Annotated in this window: 15 protein-coding genes; 2 read left to right on the top strand and 13 right to left on the bottom strand. The window is 64.9% G+C overall.

Features of this window, described 5'->3' with window-relative positions:
- Positions 1-23: 23 nt before the first annotated feature.
- Positions 24-2,393: a TonB-dependent receptor gene (locus H9656_RS00075; protein ID WP_225212155.1), complete on the bottom strand. Its 2,370-nt coding sequence runs from the start codon at positions 2,391-2,393 to the stop codon at positions 24-26.
- A 242-nt stretch (positions 2,394-2,635) separates the two neighbouring features.
- Here H9656_RS00075 and H9656_RS00070 point away from each other — a divergent pair, with 242 nt between their 5' ends.
- Positions 2,636-3,343, top strand: coding sequence for a TetR/AcrR family transcriptional regulator (locus H9656_RS00070; protein WP_191742289.1), 708 nt, complete (start codon positions 2,636-2,638; stop codon positions 3,341-3,343).
- A gap of 58 nt (positions 3,344-3,401) precedes the next feature.
- Here the strand turns inward: H9656_RS00070 and H9656_RS00065 are convergent, their stop codons facing one another.
- The 12 genes from H9656_RS00065 to H9656_RS00010 all read right to left on the bottom strand — a co-directional run bounded on the left by H9656_RS00065 (position 3,402) and on the right by H9656_RS00010 (position 20,366).
- Positions 3,402-4,613 carry a cytochrome P450 gene (locus H9656_RS00065; RefSeq protein WP_191742288.1) on the bottom strand — a complete coding sequence of 404 codons (1,212 nt, stop codon included), beginning with the start codon at positions 4,611-4,613 and terminating at the stop codon, positions 3,402-3,404.
- Between the two features lie 11 nt (positions 4,614-4,624).
- The gene (locus H9656_RS00060) at positions 4,625-6,124 is read right to left on the bottom strand and encodes a class I adenylate-forming enzyme family protein (RefSeq protein WP_191742287.1); all 1,500 of its coding nucleotides are present in this window, start codon (positions 6,122-6,124) and stop codon (positions 4,625-4,627) included.
- Positions 6,125-6,249: 125 nt separating this feature from the next.
- Positions 6,250-7,434: an aromatic ring-hydroxylating oxygenase subunit alpha gene (locus tag H9656_RS00055; protein ID WP_191742286.1), complete on the bottom strand. Its 1,185-nt coding sequence runs from the start codon at positions 7,432-7,434 to the stop codon at positions 6,250-6,252.
- A 70-nt stretch (positions 7,435-7,504) separates the two neighbouring features.
- Complete coding sequence (locus H9656_RS00050) at positions 7,505-8,734, bottom strand: NAD(P)/FAD-dependent oxidoreductase (RefSeq protein WP_191742285.1); 1,230 nt, start codon at positions 8,732-8,734, stop codon at positions 7,505-7,507.
- A 3-nt stretch (positions 8,735-8,737) separates the two neighbouring features.
- Complete coding sequence (locus H9656_RS00045) at positions 8,738-9,493, bottom strand: SDR family NAD(P)-dependent oxidoreductase (protein WP_191742284.1); 756 nt, start codon at positions 9,491-9,493, stop codon at positions 8,738-8,740.
- A complete protein-coding gene (locus tag H9656_RS00040) occupies positions 9,490-10,353 on the bottom strand; it encodes an alpha/beta fold hydrolase (RefSeq protein WP_191742283.1) in 864 nt (287 codons plus the stop codon). The genes H9656_RS00045 and H9656_RS00040 overlap by 4 nt, the downstream gene beginning before the upstream one ends.
- A 4-nt stretch (positions 10,354-10,357) precedes the next feature.
- Positions 10,358-11,524 carry a thiolase C-terminal domain-containing protein gene (locus H9656_RS00035; protein ID WP_191742282.1) on the bottom strand — a complete coding sequence of 389 codons (1,167 nt, stop codon included), beginning with the start codon at positions 11,522-11,524 and terminating at the stop codon, positions 10,358-10,360.
- On the bottom strand, positions 11,521-11,928 hold the full coding sequence (locus H9656_RS00030) for a Zn-ribbon domain-containing OB-fold protein (protein WP_191742281.1): 408 nt from the start codon (positions 11,926-11,928) through the stop codon (positions 11,521-11,523). Before H9656_RS00030 ends, H9656_RS00035 begins: the two co-directional genes overlap by 4 nt.
- Positions 11,929-12,220: 292 nt before the next feature.
- Entirely contained in the window at positions 12,221-13,417 is a 1,197-nt protein-coding gene (locus H9656_RS00025) for an alkaline phosphatase (RefSeq protein ID WP_191742280.1), read from the bottom strand.
- Positions 13,418-13,457: 40 nt separating this feature from the next.
- On the bottom strand, positions 13,458-14,849 hold the full coding sequence (locus H9656_RS00020) for a purple acid phosphatase family protein (RefSeq protein ID WP_225212154.1): 1,392 nt from the start codon (positions 14,847-14,849) through the stop codon (positions 13,458-13,460).
- Between the two features lie 127 nt (positions 14,850-14,976).
- Positions 14,977-17,934: a TonB-dependent receptor gene (locus H9656_RS00015; RefSeq protein WP_191742279.1), complete on the bottom strand. Its 2,958-nt coding sequence runs from the start codon at positions 17,932-17,934 to the stop codon at positions 14,977-14,979.
- Positions 17,935-18,341: 407 nt separating this feature from the next.
- Positions 18,342-20,366: an alpha/beta hydrolase family protein gene (locus tag H9656_RS00010; protein ID WP_191742278.1), complete on the bottom strand. Its 2,025-nt coding sequence runs from the start codon at positions 20,364-20,366 to the stop codon at positions 18,342-18,344.
- A gap of 312 nt (positions 20,367-20,678) precedes the next feature.
- Here H9656_RS00010 and H9656_RS00005 point away from each other — a divergent pair, with 312 nt between their 5' ends.
- Positions 20,679-23,588 carry a TonB-dependent receptor plug domain-containing protein gene (locus tag H9656_RS00005; RefSeq protein WP_191742277.1) on the top strand — a complete coding sequence of 970 codons (2,910 nt, stop codon included), beginning with the start codon at positions 20,679-20,681 and terminating at the stop codon, positions 23,586-23,588.
- The last annotated feature ends 1,103 nt before the right edge of the window (positions 23,589-24,691 follow it).

The raw sequence follows: 24,691 nt of genomic DNA, 5'->3' as shown, positions 1-24,691 counted from the left end.
GATCACGCCGCCCTGCCCTCCCGTCAGAACCGCCAGGCGAACTCGAGGAAGACTTCGCGGTGGTTGTCGACGAAGGCCGACATGTCGGCGCGGACGCCGGCGCCGGTGCCGGTGCCGATGCCGCCGGTGAACGGAATGTCGTTCGCAGCCGTCACGACCAGCTCGTTGGTCAGGTTGCGGCCGATCAGCGATACGGTCCAACGCTCATCCGGTGCCACCAGCGAGATCGAGGTGTCGACCTTGGCGAAGGCGTCCTGGATGCCATCGGGGCGCAAGGCGTCCGTGAAGTAGTACTCGGACGTGTAGCTCAGATCACCATTCCAGCGCAGAGCGATGCCCGAAGCGGTGACGATGCGATCGAAGGTGGCGCCCAGGCGGGCCGCCAGTTCGGGGGCCTTAGGCGGGGTCAGGCCCTCGTAGTTCTGGCCGTTGAAGACGCCGCCGGATTCCAGTTGGTCGCAGCCCTCGGCGATCGTCTGGCCGGGGAAGCACTGACCGATATAGTCTTGGTACTCGGCGTCGTTCCAGGCGACGGCCCCGCGAATAGCCAGGCCCTCGACGCTGGCCACGCGGTAGTTGAAGTCCGCCTCGACCCCCATGGTGCGGAGCTTGCCCGCATTACCGGCCGTCAGAGAGTTGGTCTGCGGGTCATAGAACTGCACCTGCAGATCGTCGTAGGTGTAGTGGTAGGCCGTGACGCCCAGGCTCAAGCGGCGATCGAAGGCCAGGGTGCGCAGACCGGTCTCGAAGCCCTCAGCCGTCTCCGCGCCGAAGCGGCCCATTTCGACCGAGGCGTCGGGAGTGAGCGCCTGCGAGATGTTGAACCCGCCAGCCTTGAAGCCCTGCTTGTAGGCCGCGTAGATGGTGGTGTCGCGGCTCGGCTTGTAGCGCAGGGTCACTTCCGGCGAGAAGTTGTCGTCTTCGTAATCGTCGACCAATTCGATCCCGCCAGGGAAGGCCGCGGCCATCATGCTGTGCGGGGCCAAGGAGCGCTGATAGCTGTCGCGCGTCTCCTTGCTGAACCGCCCCCCGCCGCTCAGTTCCCATTGCTCGCCCATCGCCCAAGACGCCTGAGCGAAGACAGAGAAGGATTCCGATTTAAAGCCGTTGTCACGACGGAAGGTCACATAGGACTGGGTAACCGGATCGAACGGCAGCGGGATGATGTAGCCGTCCGTGTTGAACACGAAGTCGCCCTGAGCCCAGAAGCCGCCGGCAGAGAAGTTGATCGGCCCATCGAACTTCGTCTCGAAGCGCAGCTCTTGCGAATACTGCGTGAAGTCCGCGAACTGGGTGAAGGACGCCGGATAGGCTTCGCCCGACACGTTGTTCAGATCGTACTGATCGAAGTGGTAGTAGCCGGTGATCGATTCGATATCGAACTTCGATCCTTCCCAGTTGGCGGTGACGACCGCGTACTCCGAGCCGAACTCGGCGTAGGGCTCGCCGTCGCGGGCGTAACGATAGTTCGCCGAGGCGACGTTGCCCGGCAGGGCCGAAGAGTCAGAACGGCCATTGATCTTACAATCAGCGTTGGGGCTGGGCGGCAAGCCGTTGGCCGAGGCGGGCGTCGTGCGGCCCGCCGCGCAGAGGCGTTCGATGATGTCGGTCGGACCGCTGTCGTCGACCGACGTCATGCCGGCCTTCAGGCGCACGGTGAGTTGGGCGGTCGGGTCCCAGTCGAGCGTCAGGCGCCCTGCCCGGCTCTGCGACCCGCCGCGACGCTCGCTCGGCCGATGCCAGTCGTCCTGGCCCGGCACCATAGCCGGATAGGTGTCCGCTGCCGTATTGGTGAAAGCGCCTGCAGAGTCCGCCAGGCGCACCGCGAGGCGTCCGCGCAGGGTGTCGCTGATCGGACCCGAGACATAGGCCTCGCCATACATCTCCTTGGCCTCAAAGCCGTATCCGGCCTTGGCCCCGGCTTCGAACGTCGAAGTCGGATTGTTGGAGTTGACGTTGATCAATCCGCCGGTGGTGTTCTTGCCGTAGAACAGGGCCTGAGGGCCTTTCAGCACCTCAACATTCTGGATGTCGAACTGCGGCAGGCTGATCTCGCGGCCACGGCTCATCGGCAGGCCGTCGATGACGAAGGAGACCGACTGGTCGAAACCGGCGGACAGGGCCGTGGAGCCCACGCCGCGCAGGAAGATGCTGGCCGAGGAACCCGACGCCGCCTTGCCCGTAACCAACGACGGCACAAGAGTCGCCAGATCGCTGACCCGCGAGACCGAATAGTCGTCCAGCGCCTCTCCGCCAATGGCGGTGATGGCCACCGGCACGTCGATCAAGCGCTCGTCGCGCCGCCGGGCCTGAACCACAACATCCGCAATGGCGGTCGCCGCCGGGGCTTCCTGCGCCGCAGCGTACGGCGCGAAACCGAAACTCGACAGCAAAGCCGCGCTCGCGGCGCCAGCCCAAAGGCCTGCCTTTCCCCTCATGGTCGTATCTCCCTTGTTCGCCACTTTAGAATGGCTTTTATGATGGGGCATAGCCGCACAATTAACTGCGCCCGTCAATTTATTTGATTGATTGATTACTATCTCGACCACCACCCCGCCTGCGCTGCCTCCGCCCGTGGGTTGAGCCTTGCGGCAGGAGGTGCAATGGAAGGTCATTAGGCCATTGGGAGTAGATCTTGGCGCGACCCTCGACCCCCCTGATCAGCCGCGCGGCGGCCGCGCAGGCGGCGCTGGACGTCATCGACGAGGTCGGGCTGGCACGCTTCAGCCTCGACCGCGTGGCGCGCAAGCTCGGGGTTCGCCCGCCGTCGCTCTATCACTACTTCCAGGACAAGGACGAGCTTCTGGAAGAGGTGGTGCGCCTGCTGTTCCGCAGCCTGCCGGAGCTAAATGACGATCTTGGCCTGCCAGTTTTGAAGCGCGGCGACCTTTCGTTCGAGGAGCGGATGGTCGATCTGTGCGTCTCGGCTCGCCGGGCGATCCTGCAACACCCCCACGCCGCCGTTCTGGTGCTGCAGTACTTCCCGCGCCGACTTCTGCTTCAGGCCTATGAAGACGCGGCTGAGGCCAATCCCTATCCGCCGCAGTTTCACATGGTCATCCTGGAGGGCACGGACAAGCTGATGTTCGGCTCCGCCCTGTTCGGCGCCGCAGCGCGCGCGCGCGGCACGGACACCATGCCCGCCGTCCAATCCGATCGTTATCCCGCTGTCGCCCTCGCCCTGTCGAACAGCCCCTTCGCCGATGACGAGGAGCTTCTGAAGGAGACCTTGCGGATGTTCTTCCTGGGCGTGGCTGAGCGCTATCGTCGCGGCGAGATGGGACAGCCCGTCAACGACAGCTGGAACCTGTTCGCGGCCTCCGTACCTCCAACAGAAGCGTGAAAAAGAGGGCGGCCGCGCCAGCGTCGGCGCAGCCGCCCAGGGGGAGGAAACTCGGACGTCAGGCCGCCTGCCACTGCAGCGGCAGGGTCTCCAGCGCCATCACGGTGCCGACGCGGAAATGGTGGGGCCGGCCCGGCGTCGCTTCGAAGGACGGGATCCGCTTGAACCACTCCTCGGTCAGAATGCGCAGCTCGGTGCGGCCCAGCACGTGACCGACGCACAGGTGCGGCCCTGACGAGAAGGTCAGGTGGGCCACCTTCTTGCGATCCATGTTGAAGGCGTTGGCCGCCTCGTACCGTTTGGGGTCGCGGCTGCCGAGACACAGGACATTCAGCACCATGTCGCCGTCGCGGAACAGGACGTCGCCGATCTGGCGATCCTTGACCACCAGGCGCGGCGTGCTGACCACCCCGAAGAGACGGATGGCCTCATCGACAAAGGCCGGAATCTGGCCCGGGTCGTCGGCGAGCCGTTTCTGCACATCCGGCATCTGCGCCAACTGCTGGTAGGCGAAGCCCGTCACGTTGGTGACAGTGTCCATGCCGCCCAGAAACAGCACGAAGCTCATCGCCAGGATTTCGTCTTCGTTCATCTGACGGCCGCCAATGTCGACGGTGATGAAGTGGCTCATCAGCTTGCCGTCGGGATTGGCGCGTTTTTCGGCAATGAGTTCGGTCAGCACCCCCATGATAAGGCCGCTGAGCCGCGCCAGTTCAGCGCTGTCGTTCTCTGTCTCGAAGAAGCCCTCGGCCAGACGGCGGAATTCCTGGAGCCGAGACAGGTCCATGCCCATCAGTTCCATGAAGACCATGACTGGGAACAGCTTTGACACGTCCGCCTGGAAGTCGCAGGCGCCGCTGGCCGTCACCTTGTCGATCAACTGACCGGCCAGTTCGCGAATGCGCGGCTCCAGCGCCTTGATCGCAACAGGGCCGAACATCGGGATCATCGCCTGGCGATACGGCAGGTTGTCCGGCGGATCGAGGCTCAAGGGGATGAAGAAGGGCGGGTTCTCGACGCGCGGAATCTGCATCTCGCGCACTGAGAAGTGCTCCGGGTCGCGGACCACTTCGCCGATGACGTCGAAGCCTTTGACCATCCAGTGGCCGCCGTTCTGACGCGTCCAGAAAATGTCCGGCAGATGCTCCAGCGTCGCAGCGTAGGTGCCCTGGACGTCCTCCCCGATCCGGGGATCGTTGTAGATATCGAAGTCGAACACCAGGTGGTCGGGAACATGCTCAGGCTTGGGCGATATGGTCGATGTTGCCATGACGATCCCTCCTATCGGACGCGCGGCAGGGCGTGATGCGCCCCGGCATAGGCTTCACGAACCGCCGGTTTGGACAGCTTTCCGGTGGCGAGGCGCGGCAGAGGGTCGGCCGAGAAGGCGACGTAGCGCGGCACCTTGTAGTTAGACAGATTGGCGTTGCAGTGGGCGATCAGGCCCTCGACATCGAGTTCCGCCGGGCCGTGATAGACGGCGAAGGGCGTCTCGCCGAACTTGTCGCAAGGGGCGGCGATGACCAGAGCTTCGGCGACGCCCGGATATTCGCAAACCACGGCCTCGATCTCGGCGGCGGAGATATTCAGCCCGCCCGAGATAATCAGGTCCTTCATCCGGTCGATGTAGGTCAGCAGGCCGCGCTCATCGAGCATCCCGATGTCGCCTGAGTGCAGCCAGCCGCCGCTCAGGGCCTTGGCGGTCTCCTCAGGGTTGCGCCAGTATTCCTTCATCATGCCCGGCGACCGCATCAGGATCTCGCCGGGTTCGCCGGGCTCGCAATCGATGTCGCCGGGGCGCACCACGCGCAGCTCGATGTAGGCGCCGCCCCAGCCGCACTTCTCCGGCTCTTCCAGGGCCAGATGCTCGGGCATCATGGTGGCGTTGCCGCCGACTTCGGTCTGGCCGTAGATCTGACGGATGGTCACGCCCTTGGCCTTGTAGGCCTCGAGCAGGCGCCGGCTGACCCGGGCGCCGCCGCAGGTGGCCAGCTTCAGCGCCGACAAGTCGGCCCCGGCGAACTCCGGCAGGGCGGCGAGCGCCTCGAAGAAGACCGGGACGGCGCCGAAGCAGGTGATCTTCTCGTCCACGATCATCTTCAGCGCCTTGGCCGGGATGAACTGGGGCTCCATGTAGATGGTGCAGCCCTGGGTCGTATATTGGATCAGTTGGACGAAGCCCGCCGAGGTGTTTAGCGGGGCCAGGCTGATAACTCGCGCGCCCGCGGCCGACCCCGTCCCTTCCAGCGACCAGTTGCTGACATAGGCGGTCATCGAGCGGTGTGTCAGGACCACGCCCTTGGGCTTGGCCGTCGACCCGGAGGTGGCGATGATGACGACATCGGCCTCAGGATCGACGTCGCGGTTGATCACAGCGGGCTCGCCGTCACGAAGGGCGTTGATCTCGGCCATCGGCCGCGTCGCCAGACTCGCTGCTTGCACCTTGTCCGCGAAGTCGTCGCCGACGAAGACGAAGCGCGGCTCCGTCGTGCTGCACAGGTCGACGATCTCACGGGTGGTGAAGCGATAATTGATCGGGTTGACGATGCCGCCCGCGCGGATGACGCCCATGATCAGGGCGCAATAGGCCAGGCTGTTCAGATCGCAAATGCCGACCCTGTCCCCCGGCTCCAGCCCCTCCGCGATCAGCATCGCAGCCACGCGGTCCGACCAGGCCTTGTACTCGCGATAGGACAGCGGCTCGCCGTCCATGATGATGGCCTTCTGATCCGGCCTCACCCTCGCCCACCAGGCGACCGCATCCGATAGCGTTTGCGCCATATATTCCTCCCCAGGACACGGGGCGCAGGCGCTGATCTATCGCCAGCATGCCATGCGCTCCGTGAAGACAGACTAATACTTGATAACCACACTCACGTCCGAGAAAGCGCCGGAAAACCGATTGCTTACTTCATTAGGGCTTCGAGATGCTCGTAATAGCGGATGATGTTCTCCTCGAGTCCGCAATACAGCGTCGTTTCAGGCACGCCCGCACTCAGACCGGCCTGGCTGATCTCTGCGGCGCGGAAATCCTCGCCGCCGAAGACCTTGACGATCAGCTCGTAGGACCGTTCGAAAACCTCCTTGGCCTTGGGCGTTTCAGCCGGCCCAGGCGTCAGCATGAAGTATTCGACGGTAGTTTGATCCACACCCTTAGGCTTCAGCAGCATGACGCTGATGTAGTACTGGCTCGTGATCACGACGCAGTTCGGGAAGCCGGTATAGGCGTGGGTGATCAGCTTGTGGATGTTGGCGTCTGCGTCCTCGTCCAGCATCGACGGCTCGTAGCCGATCCGGCCGGACAACTGACGAACGTTGGGGCCGAACATGTCGACGATGTTGGGCGCGTCCACAAAGAGATCGCCGATGGACGCCGCGTGCAGGCGCTGGACGTGATAGCCCTCGAGGAAGGGTTCCAGAACCAGCTTCCAGTTGGCCTTCAGCTCAAAGGTCTTTCGGCCATAGACGTGGGCAGTGGGGATACCCAGCGACTCGAAATCTTCCGCCACCTGATCCGACAGGTTCGACCAGTCCGGCTCGCCGCCGTCCAGCTGGACGTAGATCACGCCGCCCCACTCGCGCGCGGGCAGCTCCTTCAAGCCGCGCTCCGACTTGTCCAGATCCTTGAACATGTCGGCGCGCGCCACGCCGACCAGCTTGCCGTCCAGACCGTAGGTCCACGCGTGATACGGGCAGGTCAGGCGGCCCTGTTTGTGCACTTCGCAGTCCTCGACGATCTTGGACCCCTTGTGCTGGCAGGCGTTGACGAAGGCGCGCACCACCCCATCACGCGCCCGCGTCACCAGCAGAGGAATTCCGTAGCCGTCATTGGCGATCACCGTGCCCGGCTCCGCCAGCAGGGCCGACAGGGTCACCGGGACTGGAAAGCGCTTGAAGATCTTTTCCTGCTCGAGATCGAAGTGCGCCTGGCTGGTGAAGATCGCATTCGGTCGCGTCTCGGCGGCGGGATCCGTGTAGGCGTCGCGTTCGGCGGGGATCCGTCGGATCGCCGCCTGCAGGTTGGGGTTCAGCGCCTTCAAGCTCGTGATCCGGCGCTTCGGCGCCGTGGCGATTTCGGAAACCTGGTTCATGCCAATGCCCTTCGTAACGATTTAATCACACGATTAGCATGCGCTTACCTAATGGCAATAGATAAAGCTGTCACGATGGCGCGAGGTCCTTCAGAGCGACATCGGAATCGCTCAGCGCGGCGCGATCTATCGACACTCCTTCGGTAATCAGGCGGCGCGCCTGGACGTAGTCCTTGACTGCGTTGACGCAGTCGATGGCGCAGATCACGTCGCCGCGCAGGTAGACCACCGAGAAGCTGCGCGAGCCCGGATCGCCCCGGACCACCCAGGAGTCGTGCCCGGTCAGCAGGCCGATCGTCTGGAGCTTGAGGTCGTACTGATCCGACCAGAACCAGGGGATGGCGTCATAGGCCGCCGGATCGCCCATGCTCGCCTTGGCCGCGACCTTGGCCTGATCGTTGGCGTTCTGGACCGACTCCAGCCGGATTTCCGCGCCCTGGGCGAAGCGGTTGGCGTGCAGCGCGCAGTCGCCGATGGCGTAGATGTCGGGAAGACTCGTTCGGCAATGGGCGTCGACAGCGACGCCGTTGCCCCCTGCGGCGCCCGCCTCCAGCAGCGGCTCGACCGCCGGAATGACGCCGATGCCCACGATGACCATCTGTGCCGGAATGATCTGGCCGTCCGTCAGCTTCACGCCGCTGGCCCGACCGCCCTCCTCCGTGATGCAGTCGACCGCCGCCCCAAGACGCAGATCAACGCCGCGCGCGCGGTGTTCGGTCTCGAAGAAGCGCGACAGGGGCTCGCCCGCGACCCGCGCCAGCACCCGGTCCAACGCCTCCAGCAGCACCACCGACTTGCCCAGCTTGGTCAGGACCGCCGCAGCCTCAAGGCCGATATAGCCCCCGCCGACAATGACGACCTGACGCACCGCATCCAGTTCCGCCGTCATCTGGTCGACGTCGGCGCGGGTGCGCACGCTGTGCACTCCCGCCAGGTCGCCGCCGCTGCAGCTCAACCGCCGTGGTCGCCCCCCGGTCGCCCAGATCAGCTGACCGTAGGTGAAGGTTTCGCCGTCCGCCGTCGTCACCTGGTGCTCGTGCGGCGCGACCCGCTCTGCCACCCTACCCAGCAGAAGTTCGACGTTCCGCTCGGCCCAGAAGGCCTCGGGCCGGATCAGCAGACGGTCAAACGTCTTCTCGCCCGACAGATAGTCCTTGGACAGCGGCGGTCGCTCATAGGGGGCCACGGGCTCGGCGCCGAGAATGGCGACGCTGCCCTCATATCCAAGCTGCCGCAGCGAGGCGGCCGCGCTCGCGCCGGCATGCCCGCCGCCGACGATCAGGGTGTCGAAATGTTGCATGGCCTACCGTCCCTGTTGGGCGTCGTCGACGATGATGGTCGTGCCGGTCACGAAGCTGGAGGCCGGATCGACCAGGTAAAGCAGGGTGCTTTCCAGATGCTCAGGCTCGCCGACCCGCCCGCGCGGGAAACGCCCGGTGAAGTCGCCTGCCCGTTCAAGGTATCCGGCGCTCATTTCCGACCTGAACAGGCCCGGCGCGATGGCGTTGACGTTGATCCGCTGCGCCGACCATTCGATCGCCAGGACCTCGGTCATCTTCACCACCGCCGCCTTGGTCGAGGCATAGAGAGCCGCCGCGCTCTTGTGCGTATAGGCATAGGCCGCGACCGACGAGAGGTTGACGATCCGGCCGGGCTTTTCAGCCGCCATCAGCCGGCGCGCCGTCTCCGTCGCCATCAGGAAGGGCGCGCGGACATTGATCGCCAGCACATGATCCACCTCGTCCAGCGTCATGCGGGTGGCGTATTTGCCATCCGCCACGCCAGCGTTGTTGATCAGGATATCCACCGTGCCAAAGGTCGCCTCGGCGGCGTCGAACACCCCGGCCATGGCCGAGGCGTCGGACAGATCGAGCGCGAGGGGAAGCGCCCTGCCGCCCTCCGCGCGGATCTCTTCGGCCAGGCCTTCGAGAACCTCCAGGCGGCGCGCACACAGCACCACCGCCGCGCCCGCCCGCGCCAGAGTCTTGGCGAAATGACGCCCCAGACCGGCGCTGGCCCCCGTCACCAGGGCCACATGTCCGTGCAAATCCACGCTCATGCCGACCGCTCCGGCGGCATTTTGCGCGCTAGGAAATCGATCACGCCGGCGTTGAAGGCGTCATTGCGGTCGCCGGCGACCATATGGCCCGCGCCCGCCACGTCGACGACCTCCAGTTCCGGCATCAGCGCCCGGAAGGACGCCACGCCGGCGTCGCTGACCACATCGCTGTGCAGGCCGCGCACCAGGAGAAATGGCGGAGGATCAGCCGCTGCAGCCGCCTCGGCCGAGCGACGAATAATGGCCTTCTGCCCCGTCGGGTCCTTCAGAATCCGCGGGTCCCAGTGCCAGTAGAGGCGTCCGTTGTCTCGCCGGCGGAGATTACGCATCAGCCCGCTTGCGTCCTTGGGTCGGGGGCGTTCGGGATTATAGGCGGCGACCGCGTCCGCCGCCTCGTCCAGATCAGCGAAGCCGTCCAGATGGCTGTTCATGAAGTCAGCGATGCGGCCGATGCCTAGCGGTTCCGGGTCCGGCACGATGTCCACCATGACGACGGCGGACGCCGCCAGACCCGACGCTACGGCATGGACGGCCGTTGCCCCGCCCAGTGAAGCGCCGACCAGGGCGAACGGCGACTGCGAAGCGCCCAGCACCGCGCGCACGTCGTCCACGCGATCGTCCAGGGCATAGGCCCCGTCCTCGGCCCAACTGCTGTCGCCATGGCCGCGCGCGTCATAGTTGACGACGCGATAGCCCCGCTCGACCAGCGAGTTCATAGCGCCTGACCAACTGTGGCGCGTCTGGCCGCCGCCATGCATCAGAAGCACCGTCGGCGCCCCCTCGGGGCCGCCGCCGTCCGCGACGATGCTGACCCCGCCGCTGGAGCCATAGGTGCGTGTGCCGGAACCTTCGCCCGTCATCCGCTTACTCGGTATCGACGGAGAAGACGGCCGAGCTGACCGTGGGCACCCCGGGGCCGCCTGCCAGCAGAGAGTAGCGCGCGCCCGGGACAGGATTGGCCGAGGTGCCGCGCAACTGCTCAACCGCCTCGATGGCCGTGCCGATGCCATGGATGAAGCCCTGGGCCAGATTGCCGCCCCCGGTGTTCACCGGCAGCTTGCCAGTCGGCGCGATCAGGTTTTCGTAGCGCACCACCTCGGCGACGTTCTCATAGGTGCAGAAGCCGTGGTCGATCAGTGAGGCGATGCCCTGGGCGCTGAAGTTCTCATAGACCTGGACCACGTCGATGTCCGCCGGAGTCAGTCCGGTCTGCTCCCACAGCCGCCGCGCCACCGACGCAAAGCCGGCCGAGGCGTAATGCTCGTCGTTTTGCAGCAGGTCGCCCCAGCCCTTGCCCGCGCCCTGAGCCACACCCTTGAGATAGACCGGCTTCTGCTTCAGATCGCGCGCGCGCTCAGCCGAGGTCAGGATGGCCACGCCGGCCCCGTCGTTCTCTCGGCTGCAGTCGAACAGATGGAAGGGTTCGGCGATGACGCGCGAGGACCGATAGGCCTCCACGTCCAACTCCTTGCCGTAGCCGACCGCCTTAGGGTTGCGCGCGCCATGGTAATAGGAGGCGCGCACCATGTCCTCCATGCACTGACGCGGCACGCCGTGATGCTCCAGCATCCGTTGGGCGCGCATGGCGCACTCCACCGCCGGGGCCGTCAGGCCCACTCCGACGATGTAGTCCGTGAGATGGTGAGCCATGACCGCCGCCGACAGTCGGCCGCTGTTGTCCTGAACCAGGGCGCGAAACACCGCCACCGTCTTGGCTTGACCGCTGATGATGGCCGCCGCCGCCGCGCCGAAGGCCGCAGCGATGCCGCCGCCGCCGCCGCCGAATACCTGGGTGGACCAGCACAGTTCCTTCGTGCCGAGATCGGTCATCAGCCGCACCGGCTCGTTCTTGTCGTCTCCATAGGTGACGAAGCCGTCGATGTCGGCGGGGTCCAGCCCGGCGTCCTCACAGGCGTCGACGATGGCGCGCACCAGCACGCCATGCTCGGACATCGGTGCGGCGCCCCGCTTGTACTGGCGCACGCCCAGGCCGACGACAGCCGTGCTCACGGGAAATCGCGGCGTGCTCATGCGACGGGCCTCCAGCTAATGGCGAGAACATCTCGTTCGAAAGCGCGGTTGGTGCGGACCTTGCCGGCCACCTTCAGGCCGATGGCCGCGTCATCCCCGGGCTCCAACAGACCGAACAGGCGGATACCATTGGCCGCGGGCAAGGCGATGGAGGCGACCACATAGGGCAGGCCCAAGGCTTCCGCCCCGCCGAACGGGTGACGGACGCGCGTCCAGGCATAGACCTCGCCGGCCATTTCGACGTCCTGCCAGTCGAAATCCCAGCTTCCGCAGTCGGAACACCGGAACGGCGCCGGCCAGCACCAGCGCTTGCAGCCCGCGCATTTCGGCAGGGACAGCCGGCCCTCGCCCAGCGCTTGCCAATAATTGGCGTCGTTACCCAGTCCCTTCAAGGCAATCTCCATGCCGTCAGCTCCCGCAGTTCCAGAGAGGCTAACGACATTAGATTTAAGGAACAAGGACGCAAACGCGTCGCTCGTCATTTTGTGATTAATCGATTGATGAAATCATGCGGTGCGTGGCTAGCGGGCGCAGAGGCCGCGAAGTCGTCCCGCGGTCCCACGCTCTGACCTGCCAGACAGTGAAAACAATGCGTCTCGGGGCGTGGTCCCAATACAATGAAGCCCGCCATCCTGTTGGATAGCGGGCTTACACGAAGAAAATCAGCTAGGCGTCGAGCGCCATCGCGGACTCTTGTCAGCGCGTAGGATGGTCAGCTGCGCCCCAGCCCCAGGCCTCCATCATCACATGGAAGAGCCGAGTGTTGGGGAAATAGCCGCGCACGCCGTCTGCGCCGGCGCCGATGGCCAGGGCCGGAACCTCCTCCGCCGTATGGGTGCGGTTGACCAGGACGTTCTCCAGACGGACGATATCCTCATCGCTTCCGGCGGCCTTCCAGGCGTCGTAGCCTTCCAGCACAGGCTCGCCTCGGCGGCCGCCGTCCACCTGCAGGCCGAAGGAGTGGTCGGCGGTGAACAGCAGCAGGGTGTCGCTCAGGTCGACGCGGCCCTCGACCTCCGCGATCAGGCGGTCAAAGTCCGCAATGTTCTGGAGACCCTTGCGCGCGTCATCCGTATGCGCGTCCCACTCGACCACCAGCAGATAGCCCTCAGGCGCCGCCTGCAGCAGGTCCAAAGCCCTCAACGTGGCCGCGCGCACGTCCATCTGATCGCCCACGACCACGGGCCGGGTGTTCGATGCGGGCGCCTCGTCCAGGCGGGCGTAGATCGGCCGGTCATGCGTCTGGCTCAGCGCCTCGAAGCTTGAGCCCTTGGCGGCCAGTTGCTCGCCGATCTTCTGACGGCCGGCGCCGAACAGGACGTCCACCCCGTCGCCGAAGCGCGGCGTGAAGGCTTGCGGGAAGATCTCCCCCCACTTTGCGCGATCATTGGAGTGGGCGTAGGTCGCCGCCGGCGTGGCGTCGGCGATCGACTGGCTGGAGATCACGCCGGTGCGCAGGCCGCGTTCCTCGGCGTACTCCAGCAGGGTCTTGGCCGGGGCGCCGTCCTGACGGCCGCGCACGGCGTCCGGGGTCTGACTGATCACTCCGTTGCGCGTCTTCACCCCGGTCATGATCGAGGACATGCCGTTGGCCGAATCCGACACGAACTGGTCGACCGGCGATGTCTCGCTCAACCCCAGGTGGGGCCACTGTTGAATGTGCAGCTTCAACGGTTCGCCATAGGCCATCAGGCTGGCGGCGTTGAGCGTCGAGACGCCGCCGGCGTCAGCCAGGAACAGGATGATATTCTTCGCACGCGCGGGCGAGGCGTCGACGCCCTGGGCGGCCATACGATTGGGCGCCGCTTCACCCGCCCAGGCCGGAGCCCCGGCGGCAAAGGCCAGGGAAGCCGTGAGGGCGCAGGCCAGAAGCCGGCGAGAGAGGTTCGTCATGAGAATGGCTAGTCCTTAAGGATTACAACTGTCGCGCCGGTTACTTCGCGCTGCCCACGCACGGGACGCCGTCCGGCCCCGTGGCCCCGTCGCAGAGCCGGAGCGATGGCAAGGTCTCGACCGGCTGCTGCAGGGTCTTGGAGCCCTCGGCCGTCCGGACGATGTCCACGGCGTCATAGAGGCCGCCCGTGGCCGTATAGGCGCGGTAGCGCAGGCGGCCCGCTTCGACGTCGATGGTCTGATACAGCTGGGTGTCGGCGGCGACGCGGTCCGGCTGGGTCAGGGTGCGGTCGTTCAGCCCGTACATCTTGGGACCGGCGACCGAGACCACATAGACCGGCCCCTGAGCTTCGCCCGCAGCGCGGCGCGCGGCCCCGGCGTCCTTGCCCTCGGCGTCGGTGATGCGGCTGTAGCAGTGATCATGGCCCTGCAGGACCATGTCGACGTTGCGGGCGCGGTAGATCGGCTCCCACGCTGCCTTCAGCGCCTCGGTGTCCTTGGGCCGGGCGCAGGTGTAGATGGGCTGATGCTGGACCACGATGTTCCAGCGCGCCGTGCTGGAGGCGAGGGTCTGATCCAGCCAGCGCGTCTGGGAATCCAGGGCGCCCAGACTGGTGGCGGCGGTGCCGTCCAGGACGATGAAGCGCACGCCCTGATAGTCCGTGAAATAGCTGGTCTCGGAGGCCTGTTCGGCGCCGTTGTCCGGCAGGGCGAACTGGGCCGGCCACAAGGGGCCCAGTTGGCGAGGACCGTCGTCGTCGTCGGTGTACTCATGGTTTCCGGCGGCCACGATCTGCGGCAGCATGGCGAAGCCGTAGCCGCCGGCTGCGGTCCACTCGCCCCACTCCCAGTCATGCGATCGGCCCGTCAGGTCGCCGGCGTGGACCACCACGTCCGGCGCGGTGCGCAGCAGGCCGCTGCGGATGGTGCGGGAGCCCTTGGACAGGATGCTGTTCTGGGTGTCGCCGAAATAGAGAATGCGGAACGGCGCCGAGGCTTCGGCCGACGCGGTGCGGAACGACAGCCATTCGGACCAGCCGTCGGCCCCCTTGAGGCGATAGAGATAGGGGGTGGCGGGCTTCAGGTCGGCGAAGCGCACCGTCTGGTAACGTCCCTGCCCCTTCAGCTCCGCTCCGTCGACCGACACGCCGGTCAGGGTGCGCGCGCGCTCCTCATAGGCGGGACCGTCAATGGCCTCGACCAGTTCGGCCACGGCCTCGACCTGGCGTCCGTCCGTGCGCCAGGCGACCGCCATTTCGCGCGCGGCGTCGGCGCCGGGGCTCAGCACGATGCGGTCGGGCAGGCCCGACGGCGCCCATGCGGGCCGCGTGGGCGACGGAGCGCTAGACGCGGGGGCCTGAGCCATGGCGGACGCAGGAAGGCTGAGCGCGACCATCACGCTTGCGGCCAGCAACAGGTTCTTCTTGGACATTGACGCCCTCAATCGAGTTACACGACGGTCATGACGACCGGATGGTGAGGCGAAAGCGCCTCTGAAAACGCCGCGACCGCCGCCGTCCCGAGGTCGGAACGGCGGCGGCGCAAGTAGACGGACGCGTTTAGAAGTTCAGACGCAGGCCGATCATGTAGCGAGCGCCGAAACGCTCGAACTCGGACACGCGCCAGGTTTCGCCCTGGTACCGGATGCCCGGCTCGTTCAGCAGGTTGTTGGCGTCGAAGTAGACTTCAGCATTGTCGTTGAAGGCATAGCTGGCCTTGAAGTCCAGCCGGCCCACTTCGTCCCAATAGCTGTCGCCGACGATGTCGCCGTCGCCCAGTCCGTCCAGCCATTCGGAGCGGTGCTGCCAGCTGATGCGGCTCGAGAAGCCGTAACGCTCATACGACAGGGCCGCGTTGTAGATGACGTCCGAGGCGCCCGGCAGGCCGACCTTGCGGCCGTCCGGCGTGGTGGCCTCCGACTCATTCAGCGTCAGGTTGGCGCGCACGCCGAAGCCCGAAGCCCAGTCCGGCAGGCCCAGACGCTCGGCGTAGGGCTCCAGCGTCTGCGAGTAGGAGAACTCCAGGCCGCGGATGAAGCCGTCGCCGCCGTTGTCGATGGTGAAGAACGCATAGTCGGAACGGTCCAGGCCAGGCTGGTTCAGGACATCGCTGCCGAACCGGACCTGTTCGATATCGAACAGGACGTCGCGCAGATCCTTGTAGTAGGCGCCGACCGACAGGAAGGCTCCGCCCGGACGGTACCACTCGAAATAGGCGTCGAAGCCGATGGACTTCTCCGGACCGGCCGAGGGATTGCCGCCGCTGATTTCCAGGTCTTCGTCGTTGATGCTGAAGTTCGGACGCAGGTCGGTGTAGTCGGGGCGGGCCGCCCCGGTGTTGGCCGACAAGCGCAGCTTCATCTCATCGTTGATGTCCCAGTTCAGGTGCAGGCTCGGGAAGGCCTGGACGTTATCGTCCGAGACTTCCAGCGGCTGATAGCCCTGCCCCTTATCCACCAGGGCTTCACCCGTGTTTTCGGTGTGCTCAAGCCGCACCCCGGCGACCAGGTTGCCCCAGTCGAAATAGGTGGTGGCCATCGCGTAACCGGCCGTCACGGCCTCACTCACCTTGTAATAGCCGTCCTCGGCAACGCCGGGCGCGACCACGGCGTGGGGCGCAAGGCGGTTCCACAGATCCCAGGCGCCTTGCTTGGAGTGGTAGCGGAAGGCGTAGCCGAGCGGCAGGGCGCCCTTGTAGGGCTTGTTGAGCGCGAAGTCGTCGGTGGTCGGCAGGGCGATGCCCGCCGCCGTCAGCGCCCCGGGCAGGATGTCCAGTCGGCTGGTGGTGTTCTCCTTGGTGCGGTTGTCGTACTGGAAGCCGAACGCGAGTTCGGTCGGCAAGCCAAACAGATCGACGTCGCGGGTCAGGTCCAGCCGCGCCGTATAGGCCTCAGTCTGCGCCAGGCTGGTGGTCGAGCGCAGATTGACGAAGTTGTAGTCCTGCGGGTCCAGCGAACGCTTGATGTCGCCGCGGCTGAAGGAGCCGTCGGGATTGACCACCGTGTCGTACAGGCGGACCCCGTGATTCTCGCGGTCCGTGAAGTCATAGACCACGGTCGGGCGACGGTTACTCGGGCTCTTCCAGGTCGAGTTGAAGCCCGGGCCGCCCTCGCTCTTCGCGTCCGTGTAGTTCAGCCGCCAGGAGGCGTTCCACCCGCCGAAGCGCTGATCGCCGCCCAAGGTGGTGGTGAAGATGCTCTGGGTCGTGTGGCCGATGTTCAGCGTGCTGTCGAGGTCGACGTTGTAGATCGTGCCCTGCTGCGCCGTATTGCCGGTGCGGACGTCGGCGTAGCCGCGCGTGATCGCCGCCCGATCGGTGCGCACTGCGCCGTCGTCGAAGTCGAACTCATGCGCGTTGCGCATCTCGTCGTCGGTGAACTCGGTGTAGATGCTGCTCAGGAAGAAGCGGTGGTCGTCCGAGGGACGATAGTCCAGCCGGCCCGAATAGGCGGTGTTGCTGCGCGTCAGACGGTACAGCTTGTTCTGGTGGGCGTCGGCCCAGGTGCGTGTCTCGGCGCCGGGTTCGCGGTCTTCCGAAGCCACTTCCCAGTCGGTCTCGAAGTTGTCGGTGACCATTTCGCGCTCATAGCGCGAGGCCGACAGCAGAACGCCGAAGCGGCCGTCGGCGAAGGTGTTCGAGATGAAGCCGCCGACGTTGTACTGAGCGCCGCCGCCCAGGTCGTTATAGCCCAGGCCGAGGTCGGCCGCGGCCATTAGGCCCGGATAGTCGAAGGCGCTGCGGGTGATGATGTTGATGTTGCCCGCCAGGGTCTCGCCCGGCATGGCGGCGGTGACGGCCTTGCGCGCCTGCACCGAGCTGGCGATGGCGGCTGGGATGGTGTCGAGGCGCGCGGTACGGCCCGAGGGACTGATGACGTTGACGCCGTCGAAGGCGATCGTCGTCCAGCGCGACGGCGCGCCGCGCAGGTTGACATAGCGCTCCTGGCCCTGGTCGCGCTCGACGGCGATGCCCGGCAGGCGGCTGAGGGCCGCGGCGATGTTCTGGTCCGGGAAGCGGCCGATGGCGTCCGCCGCCACCACGTTCACGAGCGACGTCGACGAGCGCTGGATCTGCAGCGCGGCGGCTTCCGATTCCGCCATCGGGCGCGAGGCGGTCACGACCACGTCGGCGACCGAAGACGCGCCGGTGTCGATCGACAGGGCGGCATTCACGGGCGTGACGGCGCCGGCGGCGATGTCAACTTCCATGCGGTGGGTGACGCGGCCGACATAGGCGATGCTCAGGGTATGACGCCCCACCGGCGCCCGCTGGAGCGTGAAGCGCCCTTCGCGGTCGGTCACGGCGACCTGGCTGTAGCCGTCGATGCGCACCTCGGCGCCGACCAGATAGCTCCGCCCGTCGGCGTCGGTCACGACACCGCTGACCTGGCCCGCGTCCGCAGCTACAACCGTCGACGCCGCATCATCAGCCCACGAGGCCGTCGGGATGGCGACGACGCCCAGCCCCATGCAGGCCGCGCCGCACATCAATGCCGATTTGAACTGTTTTGTAAGCATGCCCGAAGGCCCCCGAAGTGAGACAAAATCTTCGGGCGGCCATGTAGCCCTTAAGCTGGGCCGTTAATGTCATTCTTTGAAATAGTTTTGGTTTACCTTTTTTGTATTTCCTTCACTGCAGAGAGTGATTTCAACTATGTCGCACAGAGATATTGAACTGAGATACGCTCGTTATCTCTAGGGTCGCTATTTTTCGACAAAACCTTACGCTGGATCGCACCGCGACCAGAGTAATTGGGCGTGCCCGCGCAATGAGGTCACTCTCGCGTTACCCTTAAGCGAGCTGCGATCGCATCAGGCGTCAGCTCCGTGATCGCGACCGAGCAGCTTTCCCGGCCTGTGCCGGATGACGATTGAATGCGCCGACGACGCGCCGCCGGCTAGCCTTCGCGCCCGCTGGGCCAGACTTACAGACCGTTGGGGCCGCAGGAGGTCTTCAGGAACTCCTCGATCGAGGTGAGGATCGCCTCGGTGTTCTCAGGCGTCCAGGTGTTTATGGTGTGCTCCATGTCCGGCAAGATGCGCAGTTGCACTGGCTTGCCCAGTCGCTCCAGCGCCGCGGCGAAAGTGCGGGACTCAGCCGGAACGACGCGCGTGTCGCGGTCGCCAGTGTAGAGGTAGATCGGGATCGAGACCTCCCCAATACGCCGCAGCGGGTCCTCGCCATTGGCGGTGGGGTGCTGGAACTCGCGCAGGAAGCGACTGTTGTAAGTGCCCTTCTTGAACAGGTCGATCGTCGCCGGACCAGCCCCAGCGATGGCGCACTGATAGAGGCCGTTGGGACGCACCGCCGCCATCATGGCGGCGTAGCCGCCGTAGGAGTAGCCGTGCATGGCGATCCGATCCGGAGCAGCGACGCCCTGCTCGATCAACCAGCGGGCGCCGTCGTCCTTGTCGTCCTGCATCTTGCGGCCCCATTCGCCATCCCCAGCGCGCCACAGCGTCTGGCCCCACCCCTCCGATCCTCGAAATTGCGGCTGCAGGACGGCGTAGCCGCGCGTGGCGAAGTACTGGGTCCATCCGCTGGCGTCCCAGTCCAGCTCATCGCGGGCCCAAGGTCCGCCGTGAGGGGTAATGATGGACGGATAGGGTCCGGGGCCGAACACGGTTGGGTCCGGCTTGGTTAGGATGGCGGGGATCGTGAGGCCATCTCGCGCCGCGTACTGGACCAGACTGACGGGACCGAGCTTGGCTTCGCGTAGTTCGGGATTGGCACGCCCCAGCAGGCTCATTCGGCCGTGCTGAAGCACGTAGTATTCCGGGGGCAGCGAGCCGCCAGCCTTGCGGATAATGAATTTGGAGCGGTCGTCGGTGTAGGAAACGATGTCAATGTCAGCGCCCTCCCCAACGTTCAGGCGTGCGACCTGGCCCGTCGCCGTGTCCTTCCAGTCCACAGCGACGTCGCGGACGCCCAGGGCCGCGCGAATCTGGCTGAAGGCCGCCTCCATCTGAGGATCGGCCCAGTAGACTCGCCCGCGCTCGGCTTCATAGCTGAAGCCCAAGACTTCGCCGAAATCCTGGGGTGATCGCGAACGGACGACTCCGCTGGCGCTGAACAAAGGATGTGCGAAGGCGACATCGCCTAGCTTACGCTGCGCGATGTCATATTCGTAGATCGCGTCGTGGTCCCGACCCTCTACATGGCTGACGAAGATGATGTTGGGATCGTTCGAGAAGCCGGCGATGGAAACAGGCTTTCTGTCGCGGGCATACCAGCGGAAGTGCTCGGCCCAGTTGCCGCTAGGATCTTTGATCCATTGGGCGATGTAGGCGGCGCCGTTGTCAAAATCGACCTGTTGTCGCGCACGGATCTCGCCGTTCAGGTCGGCCTGCGGGCTGCTGAACCGATCGGAGCCGCGCTCCCTCCGTTCGCTGCGGCCGGTATAGAGGTTGAGCACATAGGTGTCGCCCCGCATGGGATCGCGCACCAGAATGGATTGGGGATCCTGCGGCAGGCTGCTGACTAGACCGCCAATGCCCACGAACTGCTGCTGCTCGTCGGTCAGCCCGTCGAACTTCAGCCCAATCCGCACCGGATTGCCCTCCAGGTCGAGCACCTGTGTCCGCGTTCTATAGGAACGTTCGGCCGTTCCGCTCAGGCTGAAATCGGCAAGTTGTTGAGTCGTTACAAAGAGGCGGTCGTTCTTGATGAACTGGGCGGCAATGATTTCGGAACGGGGATCCGACCCCACGACATGAGGCGCTGATCGCAGATCATCGGCCTTCCAGATGGCGAGGGCGCGACGTTTGCCGTCGGCGGAAATGACCGCCACAATGTGTTCGCCATTAGGCGAAATAGAGACGCTGGAGATCGCTGGCCTTCGCGCGAATGCCGAGGCTTCCGGGGGATTTGTCGCCGCCGCTGACGGGGCTGACGCCCCTGTGGCGAGAAGAACCGCAGCCACAAGGCCGCCAAGCAGCTGACTCGTCATGAATTCTCTCTGATATTTTCAGATATCGCCATCTTTGCAACGGATGCGACTGCCTCTGACGATGGGGCAGCGCGGCAAACCGCACCTCGTCGAGGAACGACAATTACGGCGAAAAAGCAACAAAGTTAGTCATATTAGTGTTGGCATTGCGGCGTTCTAGTCTAAATGTAGGCTATTCGCCATCGACGATGGTCCGTACGTGGCCGCCTTCGCGGCAGCCGATCAGGACAACTGCTAAGCGACCAAACTGGGGGTTTTATGAGAGTGAATCGTATCGGCCTACTGGCCTCTACAGTCTTGGCCAGCGTTGTGATGCTGGCTCCCGCCCATGCGAGCGCGCAGGCGCAATCGAACCAAAGCGAGTCCGGCTCGCAGCAGACCACGACGGTGACCGATGTCGTCGTCACCGGCTCGCGGATCAAGCGCAACGCTTACAACAGCACCCAACCGGTTCAGGTCATCACCTCCGAGGAATCCGCCCTCGCCGGTATGGTCGACACCACTGAAATCCTGCAGAGCTCGACGATTGCCGCGACCTCGGGGCAGATCAACAACTACTTCACCGGTTACGTGACCACCGGCGGGCCGGGCGCCAACACCATCTCGCTGCGGGGCCTCGGGGCTCAGCGTACGCTGGTGCTGCTGAATGGTCGTCGCGCCGGTCCGGCCGGTGTGCGCGGTACGGTTGGCCCGACCGACCTGAACGTCATCCCCAGCAACCTGATCGAGCGCATTGAAATCCTGACTGACGGCGCTTCGTCGATCTACGGTTCCGACGCTGTGGCCGGTGTGGTCAACATCATCACCCGCACCAACCGTGATGGCGGCGAAATGTCCGGCTACGCCTCGGTGCCGTTCGAAAGCGGTGGCGAAGAGTACAACATCTCGGCCAGCCACGGCTGGACCTACGACCGCGGCTACCTGTCGATTTCGGCAGACTACTACAACCGTCAGGCCCTCGAGTTCGGCGACCGCGAGATCTTCGAATGTCCGCAGCTGAACTACTACTACGACGCGAACCACCTGATCCGCGCCGACCTGGTCGACAAGCAAACGGGCAAATACAAGTGCAGCTCGACCGCTGCCGGCCTGGTGACCCTGTACAACCCGTCCTTCCAGGCTATCGACTATAAGCCGGATGCATCGGCCACCCTCGGCGGCGGCCTGAACGGGTGTGACCGAAATGGCTGGGCGCAGGTTGTGGCCTTCGCCAGCGGTTACGGCGCTTGCGCCGTCACCGCCGCAAACAGCGACCCCGCCAAGCGTCGTTACTATGCCGAGCGCAACCCGACGCACGACGACCGCTACAGCAGCCGCACCGCCGTCAACCCGGTCGAACGCATCACGCTGAACCTGTTCACCGGATATGACCTGACCGCCAACACCGAAGTGTTTGGCGAGCTGATGTATAATCGTCGTGAATCGAGCACCGCCTCGTTCCGCCAGGTCTGGGCTGACTTCGGCATTGGTCCGTCGCACCCGCTCAACCCGTTCAAGGATATGGCTCTGGCCGATCCGACGATCCTGATCAACAGCGATACCAAGCAGGTCGTCGATTACTACCGCGCCCTCGGCGGTATCCGTGGCAAGATCGACATGGGTCGAGGCTTCGACTGGGAACTGGCTGCGCAGTACTCCCGCTCTGACGCAGTTTATGGCTCAACCTTCATCTACAAAGACCGCCTGTATGCGGCTCAAGGCGATGACGGCTGCGATGAAGACTTCCTGACCACCGCAACCGCCTGCCCGGCTGGTGGTGTGGACTTCTTTTCGGTCCCGGTTCTCCGTGACGGCCAGTTCCGCCAACAGGACGCCGACTTCCTCTTCGGCTACGAAGAAGGCACCACCATTTATGAGCATGCCTACATTGAAGGCCTGATCAGCGGTGAGCTCTTCGACCTGCCTGCCGGTCCCCTGGGCGCCGCTCTTGGCTTCCAGGTCCGTCGCGAGTCGATTGACGACACCCCGGGTGAACAAGAAATCACCAGCAACAGCTGGGGTATGTCGGCGGCAGGCCGCACCAAGGGCGAAGAAACGATCCGCGAAGTATTCCTGGAGTTGGAAGCCCCGCTTCTGAAGGACCTTCCGCTTATCCAAGAACTGACGCTGAACGTGTCGGGCCGCCTATCGGATTACGATAGCTATGGGGACAACACGACCTACAAGGTCGGCCTGAACTGGGCCATCAACCCGGAATGGCGCCTGCGCGCCTCCAAGGGCACTTCGTTCCGTTCGCCGGCCCTGTACGAACTGTTCCTGGCCAACCAGACCAGCTTCCTGGGCCAAACCTCGGTTGACCCGTGCCTGAACTGGGCCAACTCGACCAACCCGATCTTGCAGCAAAACTGTGCCGCTGCCGGCGTTCCGGACAATCTGACCGCTGGCGGGTCTTCGTCGGCAACCATCACCACGGGTGGTGGGGCAGGCGTGCTGGAAGCGGAGACTGCTGACTCGTTCAGCGCCGGTCTGGTCTGGACGCCGTCGTTCGCGGACTTCAGCATCGCTCTCGACTACTACAAGATCGAAATCGAAAACGAAGTGGCTCGCTTCGGCGCCGCCAACATCGTTGCCGGCTGCTACCTGTCGGAAAACTTCCCGAACGATCCGCTCTGCACCCTGTTCACCCGTGCTCCGGGCAATACTCCGATTGCTACAGAGCGCCATCGCATCACCGCCATCAACGACAGCTACATCAACATCAACCGCCAGCTGTCTGAAGGTCTTGACCTGAACGTGCGCTACGGCCACGAATTCAAGTCGGGCGACCTGACGCTGAGCGCTCGCGCCAGCTACATCCTGGAGTGGGAATCGCAACTGCGTACCGCTTCGGTTCCGACCAACCTGAACGATCGTATCGGCAACCCGGAATGGGTGGCCAATCTGACCGCTCGTTACGACCAGGGCGATTACACGTTCAACTGGAGCACCGACATCGTCGCCGAAAGCTCCAACGATCACCTGTACGCCAGCAACAGCGCGAACTATCTGGGCGAGACCGTCTACATGGTCCGTACCGTTGACACCTACATCAACCACAACGTCTCGATCCGTAAGAAGATGGACAAGTGGACGGTGCAGGTCGGTATCCGGAACCTGTTCGACGACACCGCGACCTTCACCTCGGGCTCGGGTGGCGGACGCGGCGCCGGTAACGTGCCGCTGTCCTCCCAGTACGACTACCTGGGCCGTCGCGGGTTCATCAACTTGAGCCGCAGCTGGTAAGTCCTACTGGCGCGAGACAGAGGGGCGGCGAAGCGATTCGCCGCCCCTTTTCTTTTGTGGCATCGGCCTGAATGCCCAACTGATTGGCGATACGGGACCTGAACCGACTTGGCCGCGTTGCGGGGTGATGTCTTATGCCCCGAGTAGCGGCCGGTAATGCAGGCCTCGATCTAGACCGGAGCAACGACTGCCCGCGGGATCTCGAAGGTCAGGCCTTGCGGCGCAAATGTAGGGGAAAGCGCGGCGTCGAGGGCCCGGGCAGGCCTTTGGATCCGGGCGCCGGCGGTCCCAACGCGCGCCTCACTCCGTCACAGCCCTTCCACGTCCGCGGAAGCCACCAATGGGCGGCCTGCAAGAAGCCGAAGGCGGGGACCACTGGAGGGGTCGTTCGCCTTGCGAGGCGCCCGGGCCGACGTCCCGGCCGACGGGTCATGTTCAGCCGATGCGCCTTCCCTGCTCAAGCTCGCACTTGGACCCGCCCGCGCCCAGAGATAGCGGCTGACCGACTGGTCGATGCCCAGCAGCCCTCTTCGACGCCGGCGGCAGCCCTCAGGCGCAGCCCGCGGGCCAGCATGATGCGGGCGACCTCGCCCTGCATGTAGTAGCGGATGTCGCGCGCGCCGTGACTGGCCTTTTCCGCGTCGCGGGTCTCCCAGCGCCTCGCGCACCTTTCGCCAGTGCAAGCGGCCCTGGCCCATTGGCGTCGATCGCCAGGGCCACATAGGAGAAGTGAAAGCGCGTCTTGCGATGATCGTGCTGACGCCGGCGTTCTAGCCTGGCTAGCGACCGCCCTGGGGATCACGCGCCAAGGAGGCTGCCAAGGCCAACGCCAACGCCTGGGCGCGAACGCCAACCTGCGTCCATGGAGAGCAACGGGTCAAGATCGGCTGAAAGTGGGAAAGGGCTAGGCCTTGCGCAGAGAGGGCGTAGTCGCCCGCGCCCTGAACGGCAGCCTCGTCGTCGTCCGCAGCCCGCGCCGACCCGAGAAAGCAGAGAACCCCGCAGCATGGGCTACGGGGTTAGGTGAGGCTTGGGTGCGGGAGTAGGATTTGAACCTACGACCTTCAGGTTATGAGCCTGACGAGCTACCGGGCTGCTCCATC

It is taken from the genome of Brevundimonas guildfordensis (assembly GCF_014836405.1).
Classification (GTDB): domain Bacteria; phylum Pseudomonadota; class Alphaproteobacteria; order Caulobacterales; family Caulobacteraceae; genus Brevundimonas; species Brevundimonas guildfordensis.
This window is presented reverse-complemented; position numbering and strand designations above follow the sequence as displayed.

Excerpts from the sequence above, each read along its gene's own strand:
- H9656_RS00010 (WP_191742278.1), bottom strand. The coding sequence starts at position 20,366 with ATGACGAGTCAGCTGCTTGGCGGCCTTGTGGCTGCGGTTCTTCTCGCC.
- H9656_RS00065 (WP_191742288.1), bottom strand. The coding sequence starts at position 4,613 with ATGGCAACATCGACCATATCGCCCAAGCCTGAGCATGTTCCCGACCAC.
- H9656_RS00060 (WP_191742287.1), bottom strand. The coding sequence starts at position 6,124 with ATGGCGCAAACGCTATCGGATGCGGTCGCCTGGTGGGCGAGGGTGAGG.
- H9656_RS00035 (WP_191742282.1), bottom strand. The coding sequence starts at position 11,524 with ATGAGCACGCCGCGATTTCCCGTGAGCACGGCTGTCGTCGGCCTGGGC.
- H9656_RS00040 (WP_191742283.1), bottom strand. The coding sequence starts at position 10,353 with ATGACGGGCGAAGGTTCCGGCACACGCACCTATGGCTCCAGCGGCGGG.
- H9656_RS00030 (WP_191742281.1), bottom strand. The coding sequence starts at position 11,928 with ATGGAGATTGCCTTGAAGGGACTGGGTAACGACGCCAATTATTGGCAA.
- H9656_RS00050 (WP_191742285.1), bottom strand. The coding sequence starts at position 8,734 with ATGCAACATTTCGACACCCTGATCGTCGGCGGCGGGCATGCCGGCGCG.
- H9656_RS00005 (WP_191742277.1), top strand. The coding sequence starts at position 20,679 with ATGCTGGCTCCCGCCCATGCGAGCGCGCAGGCGCAATCGAACCAAAGC.
- H9656_RS00025 (WP_191742280.1), bottom strand. The coding sequence starts at position 13,417 with ATGACGAACCTCTCTCGCCGGCTTCTGGCCTGCGCCCTCACGGCTTCC.
- H9656_RS00055 (WP_191742286.1), bottom strand. The coding sequence starts at position 7,434 with ATGAACCAGGTTTCCGAAATCGCCACGGCGCCGAAGCGCCGGATCACG.
- H9656_RS00015 (WP_191742279.1), bottom strand. The coding sequence starts at position 17,934 with ATGCTTACAAAACAGTTCAAATCGGCATTGATGTGCGGCGCGGCCTGC.
- H9656_RS00020 (WP_225212154.1), bottom strand. The coding sequence starts at position 14,849 with ATGTCCAAGAAGAACCTGTTGCTGGCCGCAAGCGTGATGGTCGCGCTC.
- H9656_RS00045 (WP_191742284.1), bottom strand. The coding sequence starts at position 9,493 with ATGAGCGTGGATTTGCACGGACATGTGGCCCTGGTGACGGGGGCCAGC.